General features: G+C 75.9%; 28 protein-coding genes. 14 read left to right on the plus strand and 14 right to left on the minus strand.

Going from position 1 to position 26,571, the window contains the following annotated elements; translation table 11 throughout:
* Position 1 precedes the first annotated feature (1 nt).
* From ACIRBY_RS02490 to ACIRBY_RS02500, 3 genes are all read left to right on the plus strand, one after another.
* Positions 2-583, plus strand: a complete 582-nt coding sequence (locus ACIRBY_RS02490) for a hypothetical protein (protein ID WP_403894884.1) — start codon at positions 2-4, stop codon at positions 581-583.
* Between the two features lie 381 nt (positions 584-964).
* A complete protein-coding gene (locus ACIRBY_RS02495) occupies positions 965-2,371 on the plus strand; it encodes a nucleobase:cation symporter-2 family protein (protein ID WP_403894887.1) in 1,407 nt (468 codons plus the stop codon).
* Positions 2,372-2,378: 7 nt separating this feature from the next.
* The gene (locus ACIRBY_RS02500; RefSeq protein ID WP_403894890.1) at positions 2,379-3,086 is read left to right on the plus strand and encodes a helix-turn-helix domain-containing protein; all 708 of its coding nucleotides are present in this window, start codon (positions 2,379-2,381) and stop codon (positions 3,084-3,086) included.
* Positions 3,087-3,147: 61 nt separating this feature from the next.
* On the opposite strand, the gene ACIRBY_RS02505 is transcribed toward ACIRBY_RS02500, so the two are convergent.
* Positions 3,148-4,041 (minus strand): TIGR03619 family F420-dependent LLM class oxidoreductase, encoded by an 894-nt coding sequence (locus ACIRBY_RS02505; RefSeq protein ID WP_403894893.1) that lies wholly within the window; start codon positions 4,039-4,041, stop codon positions 3,148-3,150.
* 91 nt (positions 4,042-4,132) lie between these two features.
* Complete coding sequence (locus ACIRBY_RS02510; protein ID WP_403894896.1) at positions 4,133-4,465, minus strand: YnfA family protein; 333 nt, start codon at positions 4,463-4,465, stop codon at positions 4,133-4,135.
* Between the two features lie 79 nt (positions 4,466-4,544).
* On the opposite strand from ACIRBY_RS02510, the gene ACIRBY_RS02515 reads away from it, so the two are divergent.
* The 6 genes from ACIRBY_RS02515 (at position 4,545) to ACIRBY_RS02540 (ending at position 10,745) form a co-directional block, all read left to right on the plus strand.
* On the plus strand, positions 4,545-5,057 hold the full coding sequence (locus ACIRBY_RS02515; protein ID WP_403894899.1) for a GNAT family N-acetyltransferase: 513 nt from the start codon (positions 4,545-4,547) through the stop codon (positions 5,055-5,057).
* Positions 5,058-5,154: 97 nt separating this feature from the next.
* The gene (locus tag ACIRBY_RS02520) at positions 5,155-5,955 is read left to right on the plus strand and encodes a MerR family transcriptional regulator (protein ID WP_403894902.1); all 801 of its coding nucleotides are present in this window, start codon (positions 5,155-5,157) and stop codon (positions 5,953-5,955) included.
* Positions 5,952-7,172, plus strand: a complete 1,221-nt coding sequence (locus ACIRBY_RS02525) for a glycosyltransferase (protein ID WP_403894905.1) — start codon at positions 5,952-5,954, stop codon at positions 7,170-7,172. The genes ACIRBY_RS02520 and ACIRBY_RS02525 overlap by 4 nt, the downstream gene beginning before the upstream one ends.
* Positions 7,173-7,262: 90 nt before the next feature.
* Positions 7,263-7,499, plus strand: coding sequence for a hypothetical protein (locus tag ACIRBY_RS02530; protein ID WP_403894908.1), 237 nt, complete (start codon positions 7,263-7,265; stop codon positions 7,497-7,499).
* Between the two features lie 103 nt (positions 7,500-7,602).
* Positions 7,603-9,936: an MMPL family transporter gene (locus ACIRBY_RS02535; RefSeq protein ID WP_403894911.1), complete on the plus strand. Its 2,334-nt coding sequence runs from the start codon at positions 7,603-7,605 to the stop codon at positions 9,934-9,936.
* Positions 9,937-10,043: 107 nt separating this feature from the next.
* Positions 10,044-10,745: a DUF2993 domain-containing protein gene (locus tag ACIRBY_RS02540; RefSeq protein WP_403894913.1), complete on the plus strand. Its 702-nt coding sequence runs from the start codon at positions 10,044-10,046 to the stop codon at positions 10,743-10,745.
* Between the two features lie 17 nt (positions 10,746-10,762).
* Here ACIRBY_RS02540 and ACIRBY_RS02545 read toward each other — a convergent pair whose 3' ends face one another.
* From ACIRBY_RS02545 to ACIRBY_RS02555, 3 genes are all read right to left on the minus strand, one after another.
* The gene (locus ACIRBY_RS02545; RefSeq protein WP_403894916.1) at positions 10,763-11,356 is read right to left on the minus strand and encodes a TetR/AcrR family transcriptional regulator; all 594 of its coding nucleotides are present in this window, start codon (positions 11,354-11,356) and stop codon (positions 10,763-10,765) included.
* Positions 11,357-11,421: 65 nt separating this feature from the next.
* Positions 11,422-12,648, minus strand: coding sequence for a cytochrome P450 (locus tag ACIRBY_RS02550; protein ID WP_403895269.1), 1,227 nt, complete (start codon positions 12,646-12,648; stop codon positions 11,422-11,424).
* 243 nt (positions 12,649-12,891) lie between these two features.
* Positions 12,892-13,047 carry a DUF6131 family protein gene (locus ACIRBY_RS02555; RefSeq protein WP_366454784.1) on the minus strand — a complete coding sequence of 52 codons (156 nt, stop codon included), beginning with the start codon at positions 13,045-13,047 and terminating at the stop codon, positions 12,892-12,894.
* 157 nt (positions 13,048-13,204) lie between these two features.
* Between ACIRBY_RS02555 and ACIRBY_RS02560 the strand changes: the two genes are divergently transcribed.
* Positions 13,205-13,387 (plus strand): CsbD family protein, encoded by a 183-nt coding sequence (locus ACIRBY_RS02560; RefSeq protein WP_403894918.1) that lies wholly within the window; start codon positions 13,205-13,207, stop codon positions 13,385-13,387.
* Positions 13,388-13,447: 60 nt separating this feature from the next.
* Here the strand turns inward: ACIRBY_RS02560 and ACIRBY_RS02565 are convergent, their stop codons facing one another.
* Complete coding sequence (locus ACIRBY_RS02565; protein WP_403894921.1) at positions 13,448-14,257, minus strand: class I SAM-dependent methyltransferase; 810 nt, start codon at positions 14,255-14,257, stop codon at positions 13,448-13,450.
* A gap of 438 nt (positions 14,258-14,695) precedes the next feature.
* Positions 14,696-15,475, minus strand: a complete 780-nt coding sequence (locus tag ACIRBY_RS02570; RefSeq protein WP_403894923.1) for a class I SAM-dependent methyltransferase — start codon at positions 15,473-15,475, stop codon at positions 14,696-14,698.
* Positions 15,476-15,607: 132 nt separating this feature from the next.
* Between ACIRBY_RS02570 and ACIRBY_RS02575 the strand changes: the two genes are divergently transcribed.
* Positions 15,608-16,471, plus strand: coding sequence for an LLM class flavin-dependent oxidoreductase (locus tag ACIRBY_RS02575; RefSeq protein WP_403894925.1), 864 nt, complete (start codon positions 15,608-15,610; stop codon positions 16,469-16,471).
* An 88-nt stretch (positions 16,472-16,559) separates the two neighbouring features.
* Here ACIRBY_RS02575 and ACIRBY_RS02580 read toward each other — a convergent pair whose 3' ends face one another.
* The 6 genes from ACIRBY_RS02580 to ACIRBY_RS02605 all read right to left on the minus strand — a co-directional run bounded on the left by ACIRBY_RS02580 (position 16,560) and on the right by ACIRBY_RS02605 (position 22,990).
* Positions 16,560-17,270 (minus strand): DUF4190 domain-containing protein, encoded by a 711-nt coding sequence (locus ACIRBY_RS02580; RefSeq protein ID WP_403894928.1) that lies wholly within the window; start codon positions 17,268-17,270, stop codon positions 16,560-16,562.
* Positions 17,271-17,788: 518 nt separating this feature from the next.
* A complete protein-coding gene (locus ACIRBY_RS02585) occupies positions 17,789-18,652 on the minus strand; it encodes an STM4011 family radical SAM protein (protein WP_403894931.1) in 864 nt (287 codons plus the stop codon).
* 8 nt (positions 18,653-18,660) lie between these two features.
* Complete coding sequence (locus ACIRBY_RS02590) at positions 18,661-20,049, minus strand: STM4012 family radical SAM protein (RefSeq protein ID WP_403894934.1); 1,389 nt, start codon at positions 20,047-20,049, stop codon at positions 18,661-18,663.
* Complete coding sequence (locus ACIRBY_RS02595; protein ID WP_403895271.1) at positions 20,046-20,852, minus strand: STM4013/SEN3800 family hydrolase; 807 nt, start codon at positions 20,850-20,852, stop codon at positions 20,046-20,048. Before ACIRBY_RS02595 ends, ACIRBY_RS02590 begins: the two co-directional genes overlap by 4 nt.
* Positions 20,853-20,913: 61 nt before the next feature.
* Positions 20,914-22,020, minus strand: a complete 1,107-nt coding sequence (locus tag ACIRBY_RS02600; RefSeq protein WP_403894936.1) for an STM4014 family protein — start codon at positions 22,018-22,020, stop codon at positions 20,914-20,916.
* Between the two features lie 10 nt (positions 22,021-22,030).
* Complete coding sequence (locus ACIRBY_RS02605) at positions 22,031-22,990, minus strand: STM4015 family protein (RefSeq protein ID WP_403894939.1); 960 nt, start codon at positions 22,988-22,990, stop codon at positions 22,031-22,033.
* 177 nt (positions 22,991-23,167) lie between these two features.
* Here ACIRBY_RS02605 and ACIRBY_RS02610 point away from each other — a divergent pair, with 177 nt between their 5' ends.
* The 3 genes from ACIRBY_RS02610 (at position 23,168) to ACIRBY_RS02620 (ending at position 25,324) form a co-directional block, all read left to right on the plus strand.
* Positions 23,168-23,494: a hypothetical protein gene (locus ACIRBY_RS02610; RefSeq protein WP_403894942.1), complete on the plus strand. Its 327-nt coding sequence runs from the start codon at positions 23,168-23,170 to the stop codon at positions 23,492-23,494.
* A 47-nt stretch (positions 23,495-23,541) separates the two neighbouring features.
* Positions 23,542-24,585, plus strand: a complete 1,044-nt coding sequence (locus ACIRBY_RS02615; RefSeq protein WP_403895273.1) for a DUF6745 domain-containing protein — start codon at positions 23,542-23,544, stop codon at positions 24,583-24,585.
* A 112-nt stretch (positions 24,586-24,697) separates the two neighbouring features.
* Positions 24,698-25,324, plus strand: a complete 627-nt coding sequence (locus tag ACIRBY_RS02620) for a hypothetical protein (RefSeq protein WP_403894944.1) — start codon at positions 24,698-24,700, stop codon at positions 25,322-25,324.
* Here ACIRBY_RS02620 and ACIRBY_RS02625 read toward each other — a convergent pair.
* Positions 25,296-26,078: a polysaccharide deacetylase family protein gene (locus ACIRBY_RS02625; RefSeq protein ID WP_403894947.1), complete on the minus strand. Its 783-nt coding sequence runs from the start codon at positions 26,076-26,078 to the stop codon at positions 25,296-25,298. The genes ACIRBY_RS02620 and ACIRBY_RS02625 overlap by 29 nt on opposite strands.
* Positions 26,079-26,571: the final 493 nt, after the last annotated feature.

The following is a 26,571-nucleotide window of genomic DNA, read 5'->3' on the forward strand; positions in this document are numbered from 1 at the left end:
CGTGCAGGAGGAGGAACCGCGGGGGTGGCGGCCCGCCGTGGCGGCGCTGCCCGCGGCCGCCGCGGCGCTCGTGTACGCCTGGGCCCGCTGGTGCTTCGGCGGCGCCGCGCCCCCGTCCCCCGCCGTCGCGGTGGCCGGCGGCGCGGTCCTCGTCCTCGGCGCCTCGGCGGCGTACGCGCTGTCCGTCCGCGGGGCGGGCGGCCTCTTCGGCGCGCTGTTCCTCGCGCTGGGGCTGCTGTCGACGGTGGCGGCCACGGAGCGGACGGCCGCACGCGCGGAGACGGCCACCTGCGTGGTCCGGGAGGTCCACGCCGAGACGGAGGCCTCGTTCGGCGAGGGAGGTGCGGAGAAGACCGTGTACCGCCTCGCGCTGGACTGCCCCGGAGGCCGTCCCGGAGAGCTCAAGGACGCCCCGTCCCCCCTCTCCCGGGGCGCGGAGGTCCGCATCGCCTACGACCCCCGGGGCCGGCTGTCCGCGGTGCCGGCCGGTGCGGCCCGGCCCTGGAAGCCGGCCCTGTCCGCCCTGCTCCTCCTCGCCCTCGCCGCGGTCCTGGCCGCGCACCGCCGTCGTCCGCAGCCGTGACCCCCGGCCGCGGCGCGCACGGACCGCCGCGGCGGGGAGGCGAAGTCACGCCACCCGGAGGACAGTTGAGCACAGACGCCTCCGGCAACGGATTCCGAAGCCTGGACGCCCATTGGCCATCGATTCGTAAGTTACCTATGGGTTTCACTAACAAAAACACGGCCGACGACTTGCGCAACCCCTGAGGGCTCGGACAGTATCGGCCCCGTTCCGCCTCACCGCGCCCGGACGAGCACCGGCAACCCCGTGCCGTCCCACGCCCCGCGAGCCGCCCGATCCGAGCGGTCGCCCGTACGCGCCCCCCTCCGAGGCACAACTCCCTTCCACGCGACCCAGCGTCGCGTTCCCTCTCATTCACCTACCCTCGAAGGCAAGGCAGAGATGGCACCACTGGCCTCGCGCCGACGTACCGCGGCCGCCGCCGACCGGCATCCCGTGGACGTGGTCCCCCCGTTCTCCCAGCTGTCGCTGTACGGCTTCCAGCACGTCCTGGCGTTCTACGCCGGCGCGGTCCTCGTCCCGATCATCCTGGGCAACAGCCTCGGACTCTCCCCCCGGGAACTCGTCTACCTGATCAACGCCGACCTGGTCACGGCCGGCATCGCCACCATCATCCAGGCCTGGGGCTTCTGGCGGATCGGCGCCCGCCTCCCGCTCGTCCAGGGCGCGACCTTCACCGCCGTCTCCCCGATGATCGCCATCGGCCAGGGCGCGGGCGGCGGAACCGCCGGCCTGCTGGTGGTCTACGGCGCCGTGATCACCGGTGGCATCGCCACCTTCCTGCTCGCCCCGTTCGTGGGACGGCTCGCCAAGTACTTCCCCCCGATCGTCACCGGCACCCTCCTCACCGTCATCGGCATCGTGCTCGTACCCGTGGCCCTGCAGGACGTGGGCGGCGGCTCCGACCTGATCGGCAAGCCCGGCTACGGAGCCCCGGAGCACTTCGCCTACGCGGGCGCAACCCTCCTGCTCATCCTGCTCCTGTCCCGTTTCGGCGGACCCTTCCTGCGCAGCGTCGCGGTCCTGCTCGGCCTCGTCGGCGGAACGGCCGCCGCCTGGCTGCTCGGTGACGCCGACCTCGGCGCCGTGGAGCAGGCCGACTGGATCGGGGTGAGCACCCCGTTCCACTACGGCGCACCGCAGTTCCACCTCTTCCCGATGCTCGCGATGGTGGTCGTCATGGTGATCACCATGGTGGAGACCACCGGGGACGTGTACGCCATGGGCGAGATCACCGGCCGCGAGGTGGACGGCGAGACGGTCGGCCGGGCCCTGCGCGCCGACGGCGTGGCCACCGTCCTCGGCGGCGTGTTCAACTCCTTCCCCTACGTGGCCTTCGCCGAGAACATCGGCCTGGTCCGCATCTCCCGGGTGACCAGCAGGTTCGTCGTGGTCGCCGCCGGTTTCCTCATGATCCTGCTGGGCCTGGTCCCCAAGGCCGGCGCGGTGGTCGCCTCCGTCCCGCACCCGGTCCTCGGCGGCGCCGCCGTCGCGATGTTCGGCATGGTCGCCACCGTCGGCATCCAGATCCTCGCCAAGGTCGACCTGCGCGAGGAGCGCAACGCCCTGATCCTGGCGCTCAGTCTGGGCGCCGCGATGCTGCCGGCCGTCGTGGGACCGTTCTTCGCACGCATGCCCGTGGAGGTGCGGGCCGTCCTGGGCAGCGGGATCACGCTCGGCAGCCTCACCGCGGTCCTGCTGAACCTGTTCTTCCACACCCGGGCCGGCCGCACGACGCGGGAGGAGATCGACTGGGACGCCTTCGCCGACGCGCAGCCGTCGAGGTGATCCCCCCGTGCCCACACCCCCGTTCTCCCCCGCCGAGGCCCGGGCCGCACGCCTGCGCCTGGGCATGACGCCCGGCCATGTGGTCGTCGCGATGGCCCAGTTGGGCCTGGACCGGCCGACGGAAGCGGTCCACGCCTGGGAAGCCGGGACGGTCCCCCCGACCGAACCCGAACTCCTCGCCCTGGCCGACGCCCTGTGGTGCCCGGTCGTGGTCCTCATGGCCGTACGGCCCGGCACCCTGCGCGAGCACCGCCTGGCACGCGGGTTCACCGCCGAACGCCTGGCCCTGCGCATCGGCATGGACCCGTACGCCTACGCCGCCGCCGAGGCCGAACGCCGCTGGCCCGGCACCGACCGCCAGACCCTGCTCCTGGCGGACGCCCTGGGCCTGGGCACGGAGGACCTGCTCGACCTCCTCGGCCGGGACGCCGAACTCGTCGGCCTGCTGCACCAGGCCGTCGAGGGGCGCTGGAAGGCCCACGTCGCCGCACTGGCCGACCTGGCCCAGGCCGACGAGCGGGCCGTGGCGGGCGCCCTGCGCACGCTGCACCGGGAGTACACCCGGTTCGACGAGCGCTACATGGGCCATCTCGTCGCCCGCAACGACGACGCCCGGCTGAGGGAGATCGCCGCCGACCGGGCGGCCTGGCTCCGGGCCCTGCCGGACCGCTTCCGCTCCCTCGTCGGCCACGGCCCGGCCGGCCGGCGCCCCTGACCCCGCGCCCCTGAGCCCCGTCCGCCGGCCCGCGCGGGCCGGCGGACGGGTGTGCGGGCGGTCAGCCCGCCCGTACGCGCTCCAGCGCCGCAATCCCGAGCTCCAGGGCCTCGGCGGGCCCGGCCGTGCACTGCTGGAGGTCGACGAAGGCGCTGTCCGCGCCCGAGGCCCGTACCCCGTCGAGCACCGAGGCGATGGCGTCGGCGCCGGCGCCGGCGCCGGGGCGGACGTTGTAGCGGATGTGCCGGGTCAGCGCCCCGGGATCCCGGCCGGCCTCCTCGGCGGCCCGCCGCGCCACGTCCCACAGCCCCGCCTCCGCGTCCGGCGGCAGCAGCACCCCGGCCCAGCCGTCGGCGCGGCGGCCCACGCGGCGCATCGCGGCGGGGGAGAGGCCGCCGAGCAGCACGGGCGGCCCGCCGGGCCGGGCCGGGCGCAGGCCGACGTACGACTCGGGGATCGACCAGTGCGGGCCCTCGTGCCCGAACACCTCCCGCGTCCAGTAGCCGCGCAGGACGTCGAGGACCTCCTCCAGCAGGGCGCCGCGCCGTGTGAAGTCGGCGTTGACCGCGGTGTACTCGTCGCGCAGCCAGCCCAGGCCCAGTCCGGCGACCAGCCGGCCCGCGCTGAGCGCGTCGAGGGTGGTGAGGGTGCGGGCCAGCAGCAGCGGCGGGTACCAGGGGGCGTTGAGGGTGCTCGTGGCGAGCCGGGCCCGGGTGGTCGCCCCGGCCGCGGCGGTCAGCACGGTCAACGGGTCCAGGAAGGTGCGGAACCCGGCCGGGTACGGGTCCCGCGCCGTGTGGCCGGGGTAGAGGTCGCTGGGCGAGACCGGTGCGAGGGACCGGTCGCCGACCCACAGCAGGCCGAAGCCGGCCTCCTCGGCCTGCCGGGCGAACGGCACGATCCACTCGGGTCGGGCGTGGTCCCCGTACTGGGGCAGCGCTATTCCGAAGTCCATCGGGCCAGTCTCGGCCGGACGCGGCGCCGGGCCGAGGGTTTGCGGCGGCCCGGCGTGGCGCGCGTGGCGCCCGCCCGCGCTCCGGCGCGGGTCACCCGCGCGGCGCGTACATGATCACCGCCACGCCGGCGAGGCAGATGAGCGCCCCCACGACGTCCGCCCGGTCGGGGCGGTACCCGTCGAGGACCATGCCCCAGGCGAGCGACCCGGCCACGAACACCCCGCCGTAGGCCGCCAGGATCCTGCCGAAGTTCGCGTCCTCCTGGAGGGTCGCGACGAACCCGTACACGCCGAGGGCGATGACCCCCGCGCCGATCCACGCCCACCCCCGGTGCTCCCGCACCCCCTGCCAGACGAGCCAGGCGCCGCCGATCTCGAAGAGGGCGGCGGCGAGGAACAGGGCGACCGAGCGAACGACGAGCACGAGGACCACTTTCGAAGACGGGGGGAACCCGAAACTAACAGCGGGCGCCCGCCCGCCCCCACCTATACCCTGCCTGCTCATGACCGTGCTGCGAGGTGCCTCCGTCGTCCTGCGCCCCACCCTCACCGAGGACGTCCCCGCCCTGGCCGCCATCCGGGCCACTCCCGAGGTCCGCGCCCGGTGGCGCGGCGAGGACGACCTGGAGGCGGAGATCGCCGGCGATCTGGAGGACACGGACACGATCCGCCTCACCATCAGCCACCGGGACCGGATCGTCGGCATGATCCAGTGGCACGCCGAGGAGGAGCCGGACTACCGGCACGCCGGGATCGACCTCTTCCTCGACCCCGCCGTGCACGGCATCGGCCTGGGCACCGACGCCGTGCGCACCCTCGCCCGCCACCTCGTCGACGACCACGGCTTCCACCGCCTCGTCATCGACCCGGCGGCCGACAACGCCGCGGCGATCCGCTGCTACGAGAAGGTCGGCTTCCGGCCGGTCGGCACCATGCGCCAGTACGAGCGCGGCCCGGACGGCACCTGGCACGACGGCCTCCTGATGGACCTCCTGGCCGTCGAACTCAGGCGCTGACCGCCGCCGTCCGACGGCCCGCAGGGGCGGCCCCCGGCCGGAGTTGACCCTCCCCCTACGTCAGGCTTCAGGCTGAAGCCGACGAAAGGGCAGGCGGATGGGTTACTCGGTGGGTCAGGTCGCGGCGTTCGCCGGGGTGACGGTGCGCACGCTGCACCACTACGACAAGGCCGGGCTGCTCTCTCCCGGCAGCCGCAGCCACGCCGGCTACCGGCTCTACGACGACGCGGACCTGGCCCGGCTCCAGCAGGTCCTCTTCTACCGCGAGCTCGGGTTCACCCTCGACGAGACGGCCGCGATCCTGGAGGACCCGCAGGCGAACGCCCTGGAGCACCTCCAGGCCCGCCAACGGCGGCTGAGCGAGGAGATCGCCAGGCTCCAGCGGCTCTCCGAGGTGGCCGAGCGGGCCATCGAGGTCCAGCGGACGGGGGTCGCGATGACCCCGCAGGAGCGCTTCGAGGTGTTCGGGGAGATCGCCTTCGACCTCAGCTACGCCACGGAGGCGGAGCTGAAGTGGACCGGGTCGGAGGGCCGCCGCGAGGCGATGGCGCGCGCCGCCGCCCACACCAAGGAGGACTGGCGCCGGCTCATGCGCGAGGCCACCGCCTGGCGCGCCGAACTCCTCACCGCCTTCGACGAGGGGGAGCCCGGCGACGGGGAGCGGGCCGGGGACCTCGCCGAGGAACACCGCCTGCACATCTCGCGGTGGTTCACCTCCTGCCCGCCCGACATGCACCGGCGCATCGCCGACGACTTCCTCGCCGACCCCCGCGCCTTCGCCCTCGTCGTACCGCCCTCGCAGCAGCGCCCGGGCCTGGCCGCCTACCTCCACGAGGCCGTCCACGCCAACGCCGCCCGTCGCGCGCCCGCCCGTACCGACCCGGAAGAGAACCGATGAAGATACTGATCGCCGCCGCCGGATCGCGCGGCGACGTCGACCCCTACACGGGCCTGGGCGCCGCACTGCGCGGCGCCGGCCACGAGGTCGCCCTGGCCGCCACCGGCGCCTTCGCCCCCCTCGTACGCGCCGCGGGACTGGAGTTCCGCGGCCTTGCCGCAGACACCCGGCCGCGCGGCGACGCCGCCGACCGGCGCGGGCTGATGCGCACCGCCGCCGCCTTCCTCACCGAACTCGGCCAGGGCTTCGCCGACGCCGTGGACGGGGACACGGACCTGCTCCTGCTGTCCACCACCACGGCCCCGCTCGGCTGGCACCTCGCGGAGGCCACCGGCACGCCCGCCCTCGGCGTCTACCTCCAGCCCACCACGCCCACCGGCGACTTCCCGCCGGTCGTCACCGGCGCGCGCTCACTGGGCCGCCTCGGCAACCGCGCCGCCGGACGCCTCGCCCTGCGCATGGCCGACCGGATCGCCGAACAGGGCGTCGCCCGGCTGCGCGAGCGCCTCGCGCTGCCGCCGCTCGCGGCCTCCGCCATGCGCCGCAGGCAGGAGCGGGCGCGCTGGCCCGTCCTGCACGGCTACAGCACGGCCCTGGCGCCGGCGCCGTCCGACTGGCGGCCCGGCCTGGACGTGGTGGGCAACTGGTGGCCCCACGTCGACGCGGACGCCCGGCTCCCCGAGGCCCTGGAGGACTTCCTCGACGCCGGCCCCCGGCCCGTCCTCATCGGCTTCGGCAGCATGGCCTCCGGCGAGGGGGAGCGGCTCGGCGAGCTCGCCGTACGGGCCCTGCGCCGTGCCGGGCTGCGCGGCATCCTCCAGGGCGGCAGCGCCGGACTCGCGGCCGCGGACGGCCCGGACGTCCTCACCGTCGGGGACGTCCCGCACGCCCTCCTCCTGCCGCGGACGGCCGCGGTCGTCCACCACGCGGGGGCCGGCACCTCGGCGGCCGCGCTGCGGGCCGGCGTCCCGGCGGTGCCGGTCCCCGTCACGGCGGACCAGCCGTTCTGGGCGCGCCGCCTCGCCGCGACCGGCGCCGCCACCGCCCCGATCCCCTTCGGGTCCCTCACCGCCGAGCTGCTCGCCGACGCCCTGGGCCGGGCGGTGGAGCGCCCGGAGTACGCCCGGGCCGCCCGGGCGGCCGCGGAGCGCATGCGCACCGAGGACGGAGCGGGACGCGTCCTGGAGGCCGTCGAGCGGCTCGCCCGCGGGCGGTGAGGGGTGCGCCGGGAACCGCAAGCGGTGGATCGGAGCCCCGAAAACGTGTCGCCGGGCCCGTCCCCGGCCGCCTCGTGGAACCGTCTTCCCATGACTGAAGGATCGGCACCCCACATCTCCCCGGCGCGCATCACCGTCCTCGGCGTCCAGCCCGGCGAACCGCCCTTCCGCATCGTCCAGTTCGACGGAGAGGTCGTGGGCAGGGCGACGTCGATGACGGACGTGCTGCTGATCGCCGCCGAGGAGGGCGTCACCATCCACGACCTCGACGACCTGGACGAGGTCCGGTGGGTCGGCGGCGGGAAGTTCCACTGGACCATGCCCTGAGGGGGCCTGCACCCACGGCCTCCCCCACCGGTCCGACTCTCCGATTGACATTGTTGCACGCCGAGTGCAAGCGTAATGGCTGCACGGCTAGTGCAATGAATGTGTGATCGACTCCGGCGCGGCCCGCCCGCGCCGGACGGAAGGGGAGTACCGGATGTTCCTCGCACTGGGGCGCTGGTGTGCCCACCGGCCGAAACGGGTGGTGGCGGCGTGGCTCCTGCTGCTCCTGGCGCTGGGCGGCGCCGTCCTGGCCTACGGACGGGTCACCAGCGAGGCGGTGAGGATCCCCGGCAGCGACAGCCAGGCCGCCCTGGACACCGCGGCGCGGGCCTTCCCGGGGCCCGCCTCGGGGAACCAGCCGCTCGTCCTGCACACCGCGGCCGACGGCCCGGTCCTGACCGGGCAGGCCGCCAGGGCCGCGGTGGAGCAGAGCGCCCGGGCGGTGGCCGGCGTGCCGCACGTCGTGGGCGTCGTCTCGCCCTACGACCGCCCGGGCGGCCCGGCGGTCGCCGCGGACGGGCACACGGCCTACCTCTCCGTCGCGCTGGACGTCACCGGCCGGGACATCACGCCCGGCCTCACCGACCGGATCGTCGACGCCGCGGCCCCGGCCCGCGCCGCCGGCGTCGAGGTCACCCCGGGCGGAGACCTGGCCGCCGCCGTGGACCGGCCGGACACCGGCCACAGCGAGCTCATAGGCCTGGCGGCCGCCGCCGTGGTGCTCCTCCTCGGCTTCCGCAAGGCGGCCGCCGCCGGGCTCCCCCTGGTCATCGGCATCGCCGGGCTGGCCGTGTCCCTGGCCGCCGTCGGCCTGGCCGGACACCTCATGGACATGCCCTCCTCCGGCACCACCATCGCCGCCATGATCGGCCTGGGCGTCGGCATCGACTACACCCTGTTCAGCCTCACCCGCTTCCGCGAGCTGCGCGGCCGCGGCGCCGCCGCGGCGGAGGCGGCGGCCCTCGCCACGGCCACCGCCGGCAAGGCCGCCGCCTTCGCCGGCTGCGCGGTGATCGCCGCGCTGGCGGGGCTCGCCCTCGGCGGGCTGCCGCTGCTGCACGCCCTCGCGCTGGCCCCGGCGGTGGCGGTGCTGGTCGCCGTCGCGGCCACCCTCACCCTGCTGCCCGCCCTGCTGAGCCTGCTGGGCCGGTTCCTCGGCTCCGCCCCGCCGGCCGCCGACCCCGCAGCCTCCGGCCGGCCCGCGGCCGGCTGGCATCGGCTGGCCGAACGGGTCGCCGCCCGGCCCTGGCGCCACCTGCTCGCCGGCCTCGCCCTGCTCCTCCTGCTCGCCGCCCCGGCCGCCGGACTCGCCTTCGGCCAGCTCGACGCCGGGGACAAGCCGGCCGGCTCCGCCAGCCGCACCGCCTACGAGCGGCTCTCGGCCGCGTTCGGACCGGGCGTCAACGGCCCCCTCCAGGTGACGGACACCCTCCCCACCGCCCCCGCCGGACCCCAGGACCCCCGCATTGCGAAGGTCTCGACGGCCCTGGCCCGCACCCCGGGCGTGGCCTCGGTGGGCCCGGCGCAGATCTCCGCCGACGCCCGCACCGTGCGCTGGCAGGTCACGCCCACGACCGCCCCGGGAGACCCGGACACGGCACGGCTCGTCGACACCCTGCGCGCGCGGGTGCTGCCCGGTGCCACCGCCGGCGGCGCGGGCACCGCGCACGTGGGCGGCGCCCCGGCGGCGGTCGCCGACCTCAACGACCGCCTCGCGGACCGGCTGCCCGCCGTGATCGGCGTGGTCGTGGCCGTGGCCGGGCTGCTCCTCCTGGCGGCCTTCCGCTCACCCCTCCTCGCCCTCAAGGCGGCCGTGCTCAACCTCCTGTCGGTCGCCGCCGCGTACGGGGTCCTCACCGCGGTGTTCCAGTGGGGCTGGGGCGCGCGGGCCATCGGGCTGGAGGGGCCGGTGCCGGTGCCCGGATACGTGCCGCTGCTGATGTTCGCCGTGCTGTTCGGCCTGTCCATGGACTACGAGGTCTTCCTGCTCACCGCGGTCCGCGAGCGGTACCTCGAAACCGGCGACGGCCGCCGGGCGGTCGTCCTCGGACTGGCCTCCACCGGCCGCATCATCACCTCCGCCGCACTGATCATGGTGAGCGTCTTCCTCGCCTACCTGCTCTCGGACGACCCCGTGGTGAAGATGTTCGGCACGGGGCTGGCCGCGGCCGTGGCCCTGGACGTCACCGTCGTGCGCGGGCTGCTGGTGCCCACCACGATGACCCTGCTCGGGGACCGGGGCTGGTGGCTGCCGCGGTGGCTGGACCGGATCCTGCCCGACCTGGACATCGAGGGTTCCGCCCACACCGGTCCGGCGTCGGCCGGCGCGGGGCCGTCGGACGCCGGGGAGGGGACGGACGGCGGGGAGGGGACGGACGGCGGGGAGGCCGACCCCGCCGTCCCGCACCCCGCGCGGCCCGCCCTCCCCACCCCGTGAGACACCCGAAGCGCCCCCGGAAGAGTCCCCCGAAGAGCATGCAAAGCCCCCGAGAAGCCGCCGAGGAGACCGTGAAGAGCCCCCGAAGGGACCGCGAGAAACCCCCGATGAGGATCCGCATGCCCTCCCCGCGCGCCCTCCGGCGCCCCCGCACGGCCCTCGCCGCGGCCGCCGCCGTCCTGCTGCTCGCCCTGCCCGTCGCCGACGCCACCGCCCGCGGCCTGGCCGAGAGCCGACTCGCGGACCGGATCGCCCGGCGGCAGCCGGGCCTGACGGCACGGCCCGAGGTCACCGTCGAGGGGTTCCCCTTCCTCCTGCACGCCGCCCGCCACGGCTACCCCGAGGTCCGGGTGCGCGCCGGCGCGACCACCGACCGCGGCCGCCCCGTCACGGCCGACGTCACCCTCGACGACGTCACCCCGCAGGGCGGGGGCGGGGGATACCGGGCGTCCTCGGCCTCGGCCCGGTTCACCGCCCCCTACGCCTCCCTCGGCGACGCCGCGGACGGGGGCACGAGCCTCTCCGACGCGGGCGGGGGCCGACTGCTCGTCCGGCGCAGCGTCCTGGGCGCCCCGTTCACGCTGACGGCGGACGTCCGGCTCGACGGCGCGGTCCTGTCCCTGCACGCGGAGTCCGCCTCCCTGGCCGGACGGCCCCTGGACCCCGGCAGCCCGCTGATCACCCGGGCGCTCGCCCGCCAGACCCGCACCCTCCCGGCCCTGCCCCTCGGCCTGCGGCCCACGGGCGTCTCGGTCGGGGCGGCCGGGGTGACCGTGACCGCGCGGGCCGGGGAGGTCGCCCTGGGCTGACCCGCCGGCGGGCGGCCTCAGGGCCGCGGGTGGTCCGCCGCGACCAGCAGGTTCAGCACGGTGGCCTCCATCGCCGCACGCGCCTGCGCCGGGCTCTTCCCGCCGGAGCGCCAGTGGTGCCAGGCCCCCCAGGTGGTCACCGCGTCCAAGCCGTCCAGCAGGGCGGCCGCCCGGTCCCCGTCGAGAACGCGGAGCTCCTCCGCGAAGATCTCCGCGACGCGGCGCCGGGCGTCCGCGAACGCCTCGTCCGTGACCTGCACGATGCGCGGAGAGGGGTGCTCGATCCGCATGAGCGTCAGCCGGGCCGGGGTGATCCACTCCAGGATGCGGGCCCGCTGCTCGGCCAGCGCCGCCACCCGCTCGCGCCGCGGGCCCGTCACGGGCAGCGGCCGGATCTGCTCGGCCAGCTGCTCCAGCCGCCGGGTGATGGCGAGGTCGACGAGCTCGGACATGTCGGCGAAGTGGTGGAACACCAGCCGGCGCGAGACCCCGGCCCGTTCGGCCACGCGCTCCGCTGGGAACTCCACGACCCCCTCGTCGAGGAGTTCGAGCAAGGCGTCCGCGATCTTCTCCCGGGTCCGCCGTCCCCGCTCCGTCCGGCCGTCCGCCACCGCTCGCCCGCCCTCCGCCGCCCGTCCATCCGCTCCGACAGCAGCATCTTCGCACCCGACGGGCTTCACCAGGTCACGTGCAGGGCCTCGGGCGAGCGGTGGATGAGGGTGGGGCGCATCCGCGGGGCGGGCCGGGTCCCGTCGAGCCGCAGGCCCGGCAGGGCCCCCGTGAACAGCTCCAGGGTGAGCCGGAGCTGGCCGCGGGCCAGGTGCGCGCCCGGGCAGGCGTGGGGCCCGTGACCGAAGGCGAGGTGGGGCGGGCCCCCGGGCCGGCGGACGTCGAAGACGCCGGCGTCCTCGTACCGGCGCCCGTCACGGTTGGCCGAGGCGTACGCCACGAGCAGGGCGGCGCCGGCCGGCAGCTCCGTCCCGGCGAGCTCCACCGGACGGGTCGTGACCCGGCGGAAGGCCTGGATCGCGGTGTCGAACCGCAGGCCCTCCTCCACCGCCGCCGGTACGAGCGCCGGATCGGAGCACAGCAGCTCCCACTGCCTGCGGTCGGAGAGCAGGTGCAGCAGGGTGGTGGCGATGAGGGCGCCGGTGGTCAGGAAGCCGGCGATCAGCAGGTTCTGCAGGTGGGCCACCAGCTCGTGACGCTCTTCGAGGCCCAGTGCGGCGCCCGGCGGGGCGGCGGCGGACGCCAGGTCCGAGCACAGGTCCTCACGGGGCCGCGCCCTGCGCTCGCGGACGTACCCGTCCAGCAGCTGCTGCAGGGCGACGACGTCCGCGGCGGCGGCCACCTGCTCCCGGGGCGCGAGCGGGCGGAACAGCAGCTCCTCGGCCCGGTAGCCGCCGTGCACGGCGGCGGGCACGTCCGCCGGGTCCAGTCCGACCAGCCGCCCCACCACCAGCCCGGGGAGCTTGCGCGCGTACGCCTCCACCAGCTCGGCGGAACCGGCCCCGGCGAACTCGGCCACCAGCTCCCGCGCGCACTCCCGGGCGTACGGCAGCAGCGCCGCCGACCGCGCGGTGGACAGCGCCCGGTTGAGCGGGGCGCGGTGGCGGCGGTGGGCGGCCCCGTCGCAGGAGACGACGGTCGGCCGCGGCCCGAACCCGCCCGCCAGCACCCCGAGCGCCGCCTCCGACACGACCACGTCGGGCAGCAGCGCGTTGGCGGAGGAGAAGTCCCCGTCCCGCCGCAGCACCTCCCGGACGTCCTCGTCGCGCGCCACCAGCCAGGCACCGACCTCGGGCACGAACACCAGCCCCTCGGCCCGCCGCGCCCGCTCGTACAGCGGATACGGATCCCGGTACAGCCCGTCCCGCAGCTCATGCTCCGGCCCAGCCCCCACAAGCCCCTCCACCCCGCCCGCCACCGTCCCCTCCGCCGCGCCATCCTGCCGGTTCACCGCCCCACCCGGAAGACCGCCGGGCCCGTTCGGCTGCCGGGCGGCGGTCACAGGTGGGGGCTCGGGACCGAGGCGCTTCGTCGGGAGCCCGTCGTCCGGCCCGGCCGGCCCCCCGGCGGCGAGGGGTCGCCGGGGAGGCGGGGGGCGGGGGCGTCGCGGTGTGCGCCGTGCCCCGGGTGCGGCCGGTCAGTAGTAGTGCTTCCGCCCTCCCACCGCGTGCCCGACGGCGCCCAGCAGCCACAGCACGAGGCCGATGACCACGAGGATCACGCCGATGGTCCACAGGATCGAGATCCCGGTCAGGAAACCGATGATCAGCAGAATGACACCGAGGATAATCATGAGTACCTCCTGGTCCCTCTCGGACGGGGGGACCCACTGCGTCTACCACCGTCGCGCGCGTTCATGCCTGCGGCGCGGCACCAGCCGATCCGGGGAGCATGCGGCCCCGCATTCCGGGTAGCCGCCAGGCATTCCGTACCCCAGCCGGGAGGCCGACATGGGCAAGACGAAGGGCAAGGCCGAGCAGCGCAAGGGCAGGACGAAGGAAGAGATCGGCTCGATGGCCGATGACAAGGGCATGGAGATGAAGGGCCGGGCCGAGAAGGCCGAGGGCCGCATGGAGGAGTCCAGGGCGGACGCGGCGGCCCGGATGAGGAAGATCCACGAAGCGAACCGGTGACCGACCCAGCGCGGCGGGCACGGCGCACGCGCGCCGTGCCCGCCGCCCGCGCGGACGGGGTCAGCCCGCGGCGGGCCCCGCCGGTTTCCACCCCCAGGCCGTGAGCATGCCGGCCGACAGCGCGGCGCACTCCTCGGAGGCCAGGTAGCGGACCGCCGCGTCCAGGGCGGCGTCGTCGACCAGGCCGGTGCCGACCATCGCCGTGCGGCTGCGCTCCCAGGTGTCCGCCCAGAAGCGGCTGATGGGACTGCCGGGCACCAGCGGCGGCACGTACACCTCCGCGGCGACCGGCAGGAGTCCCGCCCCGCGCAGCAGCCGCGGGTACGAGGGCACCCGGGACACGTCCGTCCCGATCGTGGTCCGCAGCCCGGCCCACATCGCCCGCATCGCGTCGGTGTACGGCGTGGCGGGCGCCCGGTCGCCCGCCAGGTCGACCGCGTCGCTGAGCACCAGCACACCGCCGGGCTCGACGCGTTCCGCCAGAGCCGCGACGACGCGCTCGCGCTCGGGCAGGTGCATCAGGACGAAACGCGCGTGCACGAGGCGGAAGCGGCGGCCCGCGGCGAACCCCGGGCCGGTGACGTCGGCCTTCACTACCTCCAGGCCGGGCCGCGCGGCGAGGAACCGCACGTCCCGGTCCACGGCGAGCACACCCGCCACCCCGGCCTCGTCCAGCAGCCGGCGCGAGACCGTACCCGTCCCGGCGCCCACGTCGAGACAGCTCCACCCGGGGCCGACCCCGAGCGCCCGCAGCCGGGCCATGGTGACGTCGTCGTACGCGAGGGCGCCGAAGTCGATGCGCTCCCCCTCGCCCGCCTGCTCGGGGCGAAAGACTGACTCGCCGTAGCGGCCCTCAGGCCCGGTGGTCACGGCGCCACCGCCCGAACGGGGCCGGGGCACGGGGGCGGCGGATCGTCGAGCAGCCTCATGGCCGGACCTCTTCACACGGTGGGGCGGTGCCGGGCGCCCCCGTCGGGGCCGCCGCCCCCGATCCTGCACCGCGGGCCCCGCCCGGGGCCGAGGCGCGCCGGGACCGGGTGCGCGCGCCCCGGGCATCGCCCGGACGGCCGTCCTCCGCGTCCGGCGGCTCCCGTCCTTCGCACCTGTGTCCGGATGCCCCTCCCGCCGCTCGCCACGGCGCCGCCGTGGAATCATGTCCCTTGCAGGAATCCAGCGGAGGAGACGGTCGATCGACACGGCGGTCGACCAGGCGCAGGACCTCGTCGAGAACCCGGCGCAGAAGAAGGACCGAGGACTGGCGCACCGGCAGGCCGGGCCGTCGAGGCGGACCCCCGCCCGCTGCTCGCATCAGCCCGACGGGCGCCCGCCGGCCGGAGCGTCGGGCCGGCGGGCCACCGCGACGAAGGCGGTGTACGGCTCCTCCAGCGCACCGTCGGGGAAGCGCCGCAGCAGGTGCTTGCGCTCCTCCGCGAGGAACTCCGCGGCGCCGGCCGCGCCCAGCAGGATGAACGCCGAGTGCGTCGCCAGCTTCGCCAGGTGGAAGTCGACGGTGACCGCGCGCGACCAGCGCAGCTCCCGGGTGCGCCAGGACAGCCCGCCCGGCAGGGTGCGGTCGCTGATGTAGCAGCCGTCGCCGATCCGCTCCACGATCCGGGCCTGCTGCTCGGCCACCCACGGCACGGACGGGTCGGGATCGTTCCACAGCAGGGCGAGCGCGCCCCCGGGGCGCAGGACCCGCAGGGCCGAGGGGACCGCCAGCGCCGGGTCGGTCCAGTGCCAGGACTGGGCGTACGCGACCAGGTCCAGCGAGCCGTCCGCCAGCGGCAGCCGGTTGCCGTCGCCGCGGACCAGCGGCACCTCCGGGAGGTCCCGGCGGAACTGCGCCGCCATGGCGGCCCCGGGCTCGATACCGGTCACCCGGGCCCCGCGCCCGTGCAGCGCCCCGGAGGCGATGCCGGTGCCGGCGCCGACATCGGCCACCCGGGCCCCGGCCAGCCGCAGCCCGCCGAGCTCCTCGACGGCGTCGAGGACGCCCGCCGGGTACGCGGGCCGGTAGGCGGCGTAGGCACGGGCGGCCCGGTCGAAGGCGAGGGCCCGTTCGGCGGCGGCGGGGATCTCGTGGGTCATGCCCCGACTATGACGCCGGCCCCCGCCCCGCACCAGGCCGCCTCGCGGACCGTGCCCGGGGACACCGGCCCGGTGCACCGGGCCGCCGGGAATTCGATGGCCCGGGACCGGCCGGCCGCGCATCATGCTGGGATGCGCTTCTCCGTCAACATCCCGAACTTCGGTGACTTCGCAGATCCCCGCAACGTCGCGAAAGTGGCGACGGCCGCGGAACAGGCAGGCTGGGACGGGCTCTTCGTCTGGGACCACGTACTGCACCGCAGGCACCAGGGGCGGCCCTTCGCGGACCCCTGGATCCTGCTGACCGCCGCCGCGCTGGCGACCTCCCGGATCCGGATCGGCACCCTCCTGACCCCGGTCCCCCGCTACCGGCCGCAGCAACTGGCCCGCCAGGTGGCCACCTTGGACCAGCTCACCGGCGGCAGGGTGGTCTTCGCCGCCGGCCTGGGCGGCCCGGCCGAGGACGAGTACCACAGCTTCGGCGACACCGCCGGGCCGCGCGTCCTGGCCGAACGCCTCGACGAGGGACTCGACCTGCTGGCGCGCTTCTGGTCGGGGGAGCCGGTGGACCACCGAGGCCGGCACTACGAGGTCCGGGACGTCGCCCTGCTGCCGGCCACCGTGCAGCGGCCCGGCCCGCCCGTGTGGATCGGCGGGTTCTGGCCGCACCGCGCGCCCATGAGAAGGGCGGCCCGGTGGGACGGCGCGGTCCCGCTCTTCGAGACGGCCCGGCACGGGCACGTGCCCGATGTGGCCGAGGTGCGGGAGCTGGTGGCCTATGTGGACGAACACCGCACGGAGGGGGCCGGGCGCCCCTTCGAGCTCGTGCTCGGCGGGGCCACGCCCCCCGACGCGGCCAAGGCCGGGGAGGTGATCGGGCCGCTCCGAGACGCCGGAGCCACCTGGTGGGACGAACGCCAGGTCCAGGGCGGCCCCGACCTGGACAGCCTGCCCGCCGTGCTGCGCCGCGTCGAGGCGGGGCCGCCCGTCCTCTGACCGGTCGCGGCCGGGACGCCCGTACAGAAGGCCGCTCCGGCTCGTCCTCGGCCGCCGCTCCCGTGGGACGGCGGCCGAGGACGGAGGGTCAGGAACCGGCGCGGGCCGAGCCGGTGCTCGTGCCGCCGGAGCTGCCCAGGAAGCAGGTGACCGTGCGGTCGCCCAGCGCCCAGCTGCTGGGCTGCGGGTAGTAGTAGAAGACCTCGAGGCTCTTCGGCAGCTTCGCGGCGCTGCCCACGTAGTCGGTCAGCGCGGTCCCGCCGCACTTCTCCTCGGAGATCGCGACGACCTTCTCCGCGCCCGGGAACACACCGCCGTCGAGCGTGAAGACGGCGTAGGCCTCGCCTTCGTGGGGCTGGGTGCAGGGAACGGTCCGCACCGACAGGCGGGCCTGGGTGCCGTCGCCCTTCTGGGTCTTCGCCAGGTCGTCGTCGGTGTTGAAGCAGTCCCCCTTGCGGATGTCCTCCACCTTGCTGGAGCCCGGCGCGGTGACCTGGCCCTGGGTGTCGCGCTGGGGCCGCGGGCCCTCGTCGAAGGCCCCGGACAGCCCGAGGACGATCGCGACCGCGTAGAACGCGATGGTCAGGCCGTGGATGACGATGGCCGCGATCGCCAGCCCCCTGCCCTTCTCACCGTTCTTGCGGATCTGGGAGAGGGAGACGATGCCGAGGATCAGCGGAACCGTCGGTATCGCGCAGACGATCGACATCACGAAGGCCACGATCGCCGTCGCGTTGGTCTTCTGCGGCGGCGGGTACCAGCCCTGCGGAGCGCCGTACGGCGCCGCGGGCCCGGGCATTCCGGGAGGTCCCGGAGGTCCGGGCTGTCCGTAAGGCCCCGGCTGCTGCCCGTACGGCTGCTGCCCGTACGGCTGCTGACCGTACGGAGGTGGCTGAGGGGGTGTCGACATGCGCGTGGTGCTCCTCGCGGGAGGGTGGGACAGGACCGCCGGCCGGGCGGTGAAGCCGCGGGGCGGGGCTCGGTGTACGGATGATGTTCGAATCGGCCGCGCCCCAGTATCCCCTGACGGGGCACCGGTGCCCGTCCGGGCCGCCGGGGGCGGGCGGGCCGTCGCGGACGGACCGGTCAGGATCGGAGAAGCACGGGCCCGGCGCCCGGACTTAGCCTTCCGACATCCGGACGACCGCGCCTTGCGCGGTCCCGCCGGCCGCCCGCGACGACAGGAGTCATCCCGTGTGCCATCCCCTGTGGGCCCGTGCCCGCATCGCCGCCGCCCGGCACCCGGACGAGCCGGCGCGACCGCACCGCGCGCTGGAACCCGGCGTCACCGGGGCAGGCCGTGCGGTCGACGGCCCGTCACCGGGAGCCCCCGAGGACCCCCGGAGCGGGGACGCGTTCCAGGACCCCGCCCGCGAACACGTCGTACAGCGGGAGCGTCTCCAGGTGCACGTAGCCGATGTGGCAGTCGCAGACGGCCAGCGGGCAGGGGCGCGGGCCGAGCGCGGCGCGGTATGAGCCGTCGTACAGGTTGCCGAGCTCCGCGCGCACGAAATGGCAGCGGCGGACCGTGCCCTCGCCGTCCACCGACACCACCGACTCGCCCGTACGGCAGGGCAGGCCGGCCGAGCGGTGCGGGTGGCGGCTGTACGGGAACAGCGGGTCGACGGCCGTCCACGCGTCGGCCTCGGCGTCGGTGTACGCGTGGCCCTCGGCGGCGTTGACCCACAGGTACACCTGCGCGGGCAGGGCGGCGCGCAGCCGGCGGGCGTGCGCGAGGTTCTCCGGCAGGCCCACGATGCCGACGCTGTGGCGCACGCCCCGGTCGGCGAGGTCGTGGACCTTCGTCAGGAAGCGGTCGTACGGGGTCTGCCCGGGGTGGTACGTGCACCAGAGGGCGAGCGTGTCGGGGTCGGCGTCGGCGAGCCAGTCCGTGCGGCAGCTCAGGTTGGTCTGGATCGCCACGCGCTCGACGTGCGGCAGGTGCGAGAGCTCCACCAGGGCGCGCCGGTACCAGGAGCGGACCAGCCCCTCGCCCCACGGGGTGAACAGGATCCTGAGCCGGTCGCCGGAGGCCGCCCCCGCCCAGGCGGTGAAGCGTTCGAGGGCGGCCCGGTCGGCGCGCAGCAGCTCCGGGCCGTCACGGCGCTTGGCGAACGGGCAGTACGGGCAGTCGTAGTCGCAGGAGGCGAGCGGGCCCCGGTAGAGGATCGTGAGGTCCATGGGGCGGCCTACTTCGGTGCGTAGGCGGCCATGGCGGCGCGGACGGCGGGGGAGAAGAGCGCCGGGCCGAGCGCGTCGGAGTGCGCGAGCCCCTCGGGGCTCAGGCGCAGCAGGGCGTCCGGCGCCGTCCCGTCCAGCCATCCGCGCGCGGCGAAGTCCGCGAGCTCGGCGGGGAAGTCCTCGGACGGGTGCGTGCCGAACCGCGCGCGGTAGTCGGCGACCGGCAGGCCCTGTGCCTGGAGCAGGGACTGCAGGAGGTGGCGGCGGCGGGCCTCGTCGCCGTCGACGTACCGGCCGTGCACGGCGCTCCCGAAGTCGGCGGTGGCCGTGTACGCGTCCACGATCGCCCGGATCTGGCCCATGTCGACGGCGTAGTCGAAGGAGTAGTGGAGGGCGGAGGTGTAGGAGCGGGCGCCGCAGCCCAGGCCGATCATGCCGTCGGTCTGGCAGGCGTGGTCGTCGGGGCCCTGGGGCGCCGCGCCGGGCCGGCGGAACATCCGCATCGACACCTGCTCGTACCCCTGCGCCAGCAGGTGGTCGCGGCCCTGCCGGTACAGGGCCAGGCGCTGTTCGTCCCACTCGCGGTCGGTGTGGGCGGTGCGCCGCGAGAGGCCGGTGAGGGGGCGGACGTAGAGGGGGTAGAGGTACAGCTCCTCGGGCTCCCAGGCGAGCGCCGCGTCCAGGGAGGCGCGCCAGCCGGCGGGGGTCTGGCCGTCGATGCCGTAGATGAGGTCGATGTTGAGGACGGGGATGCGGGCCTCGCGGATCCGGCCGAGCGCGGCCTCGACGTCGGCGCGCCGCTGGGGGCGCACGGCGGCGCGCGCCTCCTCCTCGACGAAGCTCTGGACGCCGAGGCTGAGGCGGGTGGCGCCGCGCTCGGCGAGGACGGCGAGCCGGTCGGCGGTCGCGGTGGCGGGGGAGGCCTCCACGGAGAGCGGCACGGCCCGCAGGTCGGCGCCCATGCGCAGCTCGGCGATGTCGCACAGCCGGTTCAGCTCGTCGGCGGTGAGGAACGTGGGCGTGCCGCCGCCGAAGGCGGCGTTGGCGAACCGGACCGGGCCGTCGTCGCCGAGCGCCTCGCGCACGGCTGCCGCCTGGCGGTCGAGGGCGTCGAGGTAGCGGCCGGTGAGGCCCTCGGGGGCGCCGATGCGGGTGAACAGGTTGCAGAAACCGCAGCGGACCTCGCAGAACGGTATGTGGACGTAGAGCGAGAGGGCCTGCTTCGGCTCGTCACGCCACAGCTCGCGCAGGTCCGGCCGGCCGGGCAGGGGCCGGTAGGCGGTCTTGTGGGGGTAGGCGTAGACGTAGCTCTCGTACGGGCGGACGGCCCGGGGCGCCGTGGCCGTGTGCGGGGCGGGGACGGGCGCGGTGGCGGCGGGCGCGGCGGGGGCGGTCATGCGGAAGGCTCCAGGAAGAAGTGGGCGTACGGCACGGTCCACACGGCCTCGTGGGCGAGGCGGTGGCCGGTGTAGCCGTCGTCGCCGTAGGTCGTGCCGTGGTCGGAGCAGACGATGGCGAAGCAGCGGCGGCGCGAGCTCATCGCGGCGAAGAGGCGGCCGACGTGCCGGTCCAGGTACTCCAGGGCGGCGGCGTGGCTGGCGCGGGTGTCCCCGGCCTCACGGGTGGCGCCGGGCAGGTGGAACCAGTTCGGCTGGTGCAGCGCCGAGGCGTTGAGGAAGAGGAACAGCCGCTGGTCGGCGGGGAGTCCGGCGACGACCTGCTCGGCCCGTTCCACCTGGGCCTCGAAGGAGGAGGGCGAGGCCACGCCGAACGCGGGCTCCCAGTGGCTCTCCTGGAACATGCCGGGCAGGACGCCGCCCAGCGCGCCCTGCTTGTTGAAGAAGCCGACGCCGCCGATGCACACCGTGCGGTACCCGGCCGCGGCGAGCCCGGAGACCAGGTCGGGGGTGTCGAAGACGTACGTGCGCCCGGCGGTGCTCTCGCTGCCGGCGAAGCGCGCGGCGAACAGGCGCGGGTGCGGCCCGGGTGCGGCGGGCGTGGGCAGGAATCCGGCGAACATCGCCTGGTGGGAGGCGTAGGTGAAGCTCCCCGGGGCGTGCCGGCGCTCCCAGGCGCCGCCGGGCAGGTGGCGGGCCAGGTGCGGGATCCGTCCGGCGGCGGCCAGCTCGGCGGCGACGTCGTGGCGGAGGGTGTCCAGGGTGAGCAGGAGCAGGTCGTCGCGGCCGACGACCTCGTTCATGTCGGGATCCGCGGCGCGGGGCCGGGGGGCCGGGAGGGCCGCTCCGGCCGCCGGGTGGGTGTCAGGCAGGTGCACGGTGGTTCCTTGAGATGTGGTGCGGTGCGGCGGCCACCTGGGCCGCGTAGGTGTCCAGGCCCTCGGCCCCGCTGCCGGGCAGGCCGGTGAGCCCGGGGAGCAGGTCGCCGAAGGCGTTGACCTCGGCGACGGCGAACCGCCGCCAGCCGACGGCGGGCAGCAGGTCGACGCCCACGCACAGGGTGCCGGGGAAGCAGGCGGCGGCCCGTTCGCAGGTCTTCAGGGCGTCGGCCCACCTCGGGCCCGCCTCCCCGGTGGCGGCCGCGAGGTCGCCGCGGCTGCCGCCGAGGTGGAGGTTGGTCATGGGCGAGCGGCTGGTGCGGACGACGGCGTGGGTGGCCCGGCCGGCCACGACGACCACGCGCAGGTCGGCGGCCCGGCCGCCGAGGGAGGCCTTGGGCCACCAGCGCTCGACCTGGAGCCCGTCGGGGGCGAGGGCGTCGACGAGGGCGGCGGTCTCCTGCTCGCTCGTGATGCGGCGCACCCGCAGGGAGTTGTACAGGCCGCCGTCCGCGGCCGTCTCGACGGAGGTGGTGGCCCGGATCCGGCCCCGGCCGGCCGTCTCGACGGCGACCACGCCGGACGCGGAGGAGCCGTGCGCCGGTTTGAGGAACACGCGCGGCATGGCGTGCGCGGCCATCAGCTCCCGTACGTCGTCCCAGCCGCGGACGGGTACGGCGCCGCCGGAGGTCGGGGACGCCGGCACGGGCACGCCGGCCCGGGCGAGGGCCGCGTGGCAGAGCCGCTTGTCGAACAGGACGGCGAGTTCCCCGGGGTCGTCGAGGCGCAGGCCGCCGCTGAGGCTCCGGACGGCCGCGGTGAAGCGGGCGTACCAGCGGGCGCCGCCCTCGACCCGGGTGGGTTCGGCGGCGCCGCGCAGGAGCGCGTCCACCTCGGGGTCCTCCCCGGGGGAGTCGAGGCGCACCAGCTCGTCGGCGGCGAAGGCGGCACCGCCCCCGCGCAGGACCGAGGTCCAGGGCACGATGCGGGGCGCGGGCTGCCCGGCCTCGCGTACGGCCCGGCGGAACAGGGCGACGCGGCGGTTCTCCGGATTGCCGACGACCGCCCAGCGCGGGGGCGTGTGCTGCGTCATGACCGGCTCGCTACTCGCCGACGGCGACGAAGCGCCAGACGCGGTCGTCCCACTCGTCCTCCTCGGCGTGGCCGCGGTCGAGGTCGAGGGTGACGCCGGCGCTGTCCAGAGTGTCCCGGAAGCGCTGCTTCAGCGGGTCGCCGAGGTAGTTGTGGTGCAGGTCGAGCTTCTTGAGGTGGGTGAGGGGCTGGCCGCCGAGCAGCGCGGCGCCTCCCTGGTCGGTGAGGACGCCCATGGACAGGTCCAGGGTCTCCAGCCGGGCGACCACCGGCGCGGAGGCCATGGCGGCGGCGATCTCGTCCTGGATGTCGCTGTTGCGCAGGGCCAGATGACGCAGGCTCGGCAGTCTGTCCCCCTGGAGGACGGGCTCGACGTCGGAGAGCGCGCAGTCCCCGCCGTACTCGGCCGTACCGAGCCAGAGGTCGAGGTGTTCGAGGGCCGGCAGCCCGGAGGCGGCGATGCCGCGGACGACCCGGGCGGGCAGGCCGCCGGTCTCGACGGTCAGGGAGCGCAGCCGGCGGTGGGTGAAGGGGGCCAGCACCAGCCCGGTGCCGCCGCGGACCCCGAACTCCTCCAGCTCGGGGAAGTTCTCCAGGAGCGGCCCGACGTCGCCCTGGTTGATCCACGAGATCTCGCACTCCTCGGACTCCATGTCTCCGAGGAACAGGGCCCGCAGGGCCGGGAGCTGGGCGCGAGCGGCCACGAGCGCCTCGACGATGTCCTCGGGTCCGCTGTCGTACGCCTCCTCCCAGGCGCCGACGACGATCGCCCGGACGCCGGAGGTGTCGACGGCGGCGGTGAACCGGGCGAAGGCCTCCGTCCAGGTCTCCTCGGCGTCGTAGGCGTCGGAGACGATGCGCCAGGCGACGGAGCCGGCCTCGGGGAGCGGGGCGGGGCCCTCGCTCCCCGGGCCCGGGAACGTGAAGACGGGCAGTCCGTACGACTCCGTCAGATGCCTCGCGTAGCTCATGTCCCTCGCCGTTCCTGGTCCGTCGCGCCGTCGTCCGCCGCGGAGATGTGCTGCAAGTTGTAGCAAGCGGCTCTGACAGCGCCCCTGGCGGGGCGGGCCGGCGGCCGTTGTCAGACCCTCCCCGTAGCTTCGGAACCGGATGTGCCGCACCGGGCGGCGCGTGGGAAGGGGACAGCCGTGTACCGGCAGGGGGACGTGCTCATCGTGCCGATCGGGGAGTCTGCGGTGCCGCCGCAGGCGGCCGACGGCCCGCAGGAGCCGAGGGACGCGCGGGGGCGGCTGGTGCTGGCCCGGGGCGAGGTGACCGGGCACGCGCACGCGGTGGTGGGGCCGGGGCGGCTGGTCCGCGAGGCGGGCCCGTTCGGGCCGCAACTGCTGCACCTGCCCGACGGCGGGCGCGTGGTGCACGAGGAGCACGCCGCGATCGCGCTGCCCAAGGGCTGGTACCGGGTGGTGCGGCAGCGGGAGTACGTGCCCGGCGCCGTACGGATCGTGGCGGACTGAGGGGAGTGGGGACCGTGAGGACGAAGACCGCGGTGGACGACACGGACATGACGGAGACGGCGCGGGAGGCGGACGGGACCGGCCCGTGGCGGGCTGCCGCCGCGGCCACCGGGGCCGCGGACCGGGAAGCCGCGGAGGCCGGGGTCCGCCTGGCCTACACCGCGGCCGGGCTGCCCGAGCCCGAGCGGATCCTGTGGGCGGACTCGCCCCGCGCCGCGGTCCTCCTGCTGGGCGCTCCCGACGGGGAGTGGGGACCGGGGGCCAGGGGCCGCAGCGTCCGCGAGCAGGTGCGCAGCCTTCCGTGGGCGGCCGAGCGCGACCGGCTGCACACGGAGCTGGGACCCCGCGGCTGGGGTCGGCGCTGGGCCCTGACCGGCGCCCGCCTGTGGCAGAACACCGAGCGGCTGGCGGAGCGCATCCGCACCGGGCTGGTCGAGACGCTCGCGGCGGATCCCGCCGAGGAGTCCGCACTGCGGCTGCTGCTCCTCGACGCGGTGCTCGGCCAGCACGACGCCGCCTGGCTGTGCGCGTTCGACACGGCGGCCGGCTCACCGCTCGCCGGGCTCGCCGCGGTGGCCCGTACGGCCGGCTGGTGGTGGCCCTACGAGCGGCTGGCCGTCGTCTGCGAACGCCCGGTGGAACTACACCGGGACGAGGCGGGCCGCCTCGACCGCGCCGACGGGCCGGCCCTGGCCTTCCCGGACGGTTTCGCCCTGCACGCCTGGCGCGGGATGCCCGTACCGGCCGGCTTCCTGGCCGGGCTGGGCGAGCTGACGCCGGAGCGGATCCGGGGCGAGGAGAACGCCGAGCTGCGCCGGGTGATGCTGGAGCACTACGGCTACGAGCGCTACCTGGACGCCTCCGGGGCCGAGCCGGTGCACCGGGACGAGGCGGGCGTGCTGTGGCGCATACCCCTGGCGGACGACGAGGACGTCGTGATGGTGGAGGTCGTCAACTCCACGCCGGAGCCGGACGGCACGCACCGCACGTACTGGCTCCGCGTCCCGCCGGACACCCGCACCGCCCGCCAGGGCGTGGCCTGGACCTTCGGAGTCGACGCCGAGGCCTACGCCCCGCTGCGCGAGACCTGACCCGTCGCGTCGGCCGGTGCGGGGAGATCCCTGACATACGTCACTTCCGGCCCGAGCGGTCCGGCCCGAACCTGGGAGGGACGAGGACGGGACGACGAGGCGGGGAGAGCGTATGACGGCGCAGGAGCGGATGACGGGGGCCGTGACGCCCAGGCCTTCCACGGCCGCGATGGTGCGGGTGTGGGCCGGATCACTGGTGCGGTGGCCGCTCGTGCGCCGGACCGGGCCGGGGCTGCGCCACTCGGCGGCGACGCGGCAGCTGGTGCTGGTCATGGCGGTGACGGAGGTCGTGACGGCGGTCGTGCTCTCCTCGGTGCTGCCGCCCGCCGTGCGGCCCGTGCACGCGGTGTGCGAACTGCTCGTGGTCCTGGCCGGGCTGGGGCTGGTCGCCGCACTGCTGCGGCATCCGCACACCGTCGACGAAGAGCGGGTGGTGGTGCGGACCGGGTTCCTCGGGGAGGTGGCCCTGCCCCGCTCGGCCGTCCGGTCCTCGGCGCCGGTGATCCGCACCGTCCCGGGGCGCGGCCCGCGCCCCGTGCCGGGCGAACCGGGCGCGGTGGCCTGCTCGGTGGGGGCGTCCCTCAACGTCGCCCTGCGCCTGGACCCGCCCGTCCGACTGGACCTGGGCCGCCTCGGACGCCTGGACGCGACGACGCTCTACGCGTCGGCGGACTCCCCGTCCGAGCTCGCGGCGGCGCTCCGCGCGCGCGTCAGTGCGCCGCCCGCGCCGGGAAGGTGAAGGCGTAGCCCTGGGACCTGAGCCAGGGGAGGTACTGATGCAGTGCGGCGACGGTCTGGCTGCGGTCGCCGCCGCCGTCGTGGAAGAGGACCGTGGGCAGCTCGGGGAGCTTGCCCTCCACCGCGGAGACGATGGCCGGCAGGCCCGGGCGGCTCCAGTCCTTGGGGTCCACGCTCCAGCCCAGGGGGCGCATCCCGTTCGCCGCGGCTATCGCCCGGCTCTCGGGCGTGAAGGCGCCGCCCGGCGCGCGGTAGTAGTTCACCGCGACACCCGGTACGGCCGCCTCGATCATGGCCTTGCCGTCGAGGATCTGCTGCCGCTGGTAGGCGACGGGCTTGTGGTCCATGGTCTCGTCGTGGTCGACGGTGTGGTCGCACAGCTGGTGTCCGTCGGCCGCGATCTCGCGCACCAGCTCCGGGTACTGCCGGGCGCGCGTGCCGACCAGGCAGAACGTGGCCTTGACGTGGTTCTCCCGCAGCACCCGCAGGACCTGCGGGGTCCACGTCGGGTCCGGCCCGTCGTCGACGGTGATCGCGATGTCGCGGCCCGTGCCCTGGGCGAGCCGGGAGATGCCCTGCGGGACGGCGGCGGCCGCGTGGACCGGACCGGCCGAGGACGTGGCCGGCGACCGGCCGGCGGCGGAGGAGGCGTCCGTCGCGGCGAAGGCCGGCGTGCCGGCCGCCGCCAGGAGGCCGAGGACGGTCGCCGCCACGGCGGCTCCCGTCCGTCGACGGCGCACGGAACTGCTGCTCATGCCCATGGATGCTCTTCCTCTGCGGGTGCGTACGGTCGCCGGATCGCGTGTGGCCGGTGCGGTGCGGTGCGGTGCGGTGCGATGCGGTCCGGGGAGCGGGAACCGCGCCCGTCGTCCCCCCGATCGGCCCCTGCCGGCGCGGCCGTGCCGCGGAGGGGGCCCAGGGCCACCCCATCGAAGCTAGGGACCCCTTCCGCTCCGGGTCAAGGAAGCGTGGGGCGCCTCACACCGGGTGAAAAGGTGCAGATCGCCCGCTCCGGTCGTCCTGGGGCCCGTCTGCGGGCCGGAAGCGGACCCGGATGGTCGTCCCCCCCGTCCGGCGCCGGATTCGCCTCCGCCCGCGCGCGGGCGCCGTGGGCCCGGCTGATCGAGGCGACGATCGACAGACCGGGGCCGGCACCCTCGCCCGCCGTGTGACGGCGCTCGGCCCGGTGCCGGAAAGGCCCGGCCAGGGCCGCGAGGTCTGCCGGCACGGCAGGCTCTACCACGTGGG

This window comes from Streptomyces sp. NPDC096136 (assembly GCF_044763325.1).
In the GTDB taxonomy this organism is placed as follows: domain Bacteria; phylum Actinomycetota; class Actinomycetes; order Streptomycetales; family Streptomycetaceae; genus Streptomyces.

Coding starts and splice junctions, on each gene's coding strand:
- ACIRBY_RS02575 (WP_403894925.1), top strand. CDS start 15,608: ATGCGCTTCTCCGTCAACATCCCGAACTTCGGTGACTTCGCAGATCCC.
- ACIRBY_RS02540 (WP_403894913.1), top strand. CDS start 10,044: ATGAGGATCCGCATGCCCTCCCCGCGCGCCCTCCGGCGCCCCCGCACG.
- ACIRBY_RS02620 (WP_403894944.1), top strand. CDS start 24,698: ATGACGGCGCAGGAGCGGATGACGGGGGCCGTGACGCCCAGGCCTTCC.
- ACIRBY_RS02560 (WP_403894918.1), top strand. CDS start 13,205: ATGGGCAAGACGAAGGGCAAGGCCGAGCAGCGCAAGGGCAGGACGAAG.
- ACIRBY_RS02580 (WP_403894928.1), bottom strand. CDS start 17,270: ATGCCCGGGCCCGCGGCGCCGTACGGCGCTCCGCAGGGCTGGTACCCG.
- ACIRBY_RS02625 (WP_403894947.1), bottom strand. CDS start 26,078: ATGAGCAGCAGTTCCGTGCGCCGTCGACGGACGGGAGCCGCCGTGGCG.
- ACIRBY_RS02590 (WP_403894934.1), bottom strand. CDS start 20,049: ATGACCGCCCCCGCCGCGCCCGCCGCCACCGCGCCCGTCCCCGCCCCG.
- ACIRBY_RS02585 (WP_403894931.1), bottom strand. CDS start 18,652: ATGGACCTCACGATCCTCTACCGGGGCCCGCTCGCCTCCTGCGACTAC.
- ACIRBY_RS02605 (WP_403894939.1), bottom strand. CDS start 22,990: ATGAGCTACGCGAGGCATCTGACGGAGTCGTACGGACTGCCCGTCTTC.
- ACIRBY_RS02615 (WP_403895273.1), top strand. CDS start 23,542: ATGACGGAGACGGCGCGGGAGGCGGACGGGACCGGCCCGTGGCGGGCT.
- ACIRBY_RS02520 (WP_403894902.1), top strand. CDS start 5,155: ATGGGTTACTCGGTGGGTCAGGTCGCGGCGTTCGCCGGGGTGACGGTG.
- ACIRBY_RS02570 (WP_403894923.1), bottom strand. CDS start 15,475: ATGACCCACGAGATCCCCGCCGCCGCCGAACGGGCCCTCGCCTTCGAC.
- ACIRBY_RS02600 (WP_403894936.1), bottom strand. CDS start 22,020: ATGACGCAGCACACGCCCCCGCGCTGGGCGGTCGTCGGCAATCCGGAG.
- ACIRBY_RS02525 (WP_403894905.1), top strand. CDS start 5,952: ATGAAGATACTGATCGCCGCCGCCGGATCGCGCGGCGACGTCGACCCC.
- ACIRBY_RS02555 (WP_366454784.1), bottom strand. CDS start 13,047: ATGATTATCCTCGGTGTCATTCTGCTGATCATCGGTTTCCTGACCGGG.
- ACIRBY_RS02505 (WP_403894893.1), bottom strand. CDS start 4,041: ATGGACTTCGGAATAGCGCTGCCCCAGTACGGGGACCACGCCCGACCC.
- ACIRBY_RS02595 (WP_403895271.1), bottom strand. CDS start 20,852: ATGAACGAGGTCGTCGGCCGCGACGACCTGCTCCTGCTCACCCTGGAC.
- ACIRBY_RS02530 (WP_403894908.1), top strand. CDS start 7,263: ATGACTGAAGGATCGGCACCCCACATCTCCCCGGCGCGCATCACCGTC.
- ACIRBY_RS02495 (WP_403894887.1), top strand. CDS start 965: ATGGCACCACTGGCCTCGCGCCGACGTACCGCGGCCGCCGCCGACCGG.
- ACIRBY_RS02515 (WP_403894899.1), top strand. CDS start 4,545: ATGACCGTGCTGCGAGGTGCCTCCGTCGTCCTGCGCCCCACCCTCACC.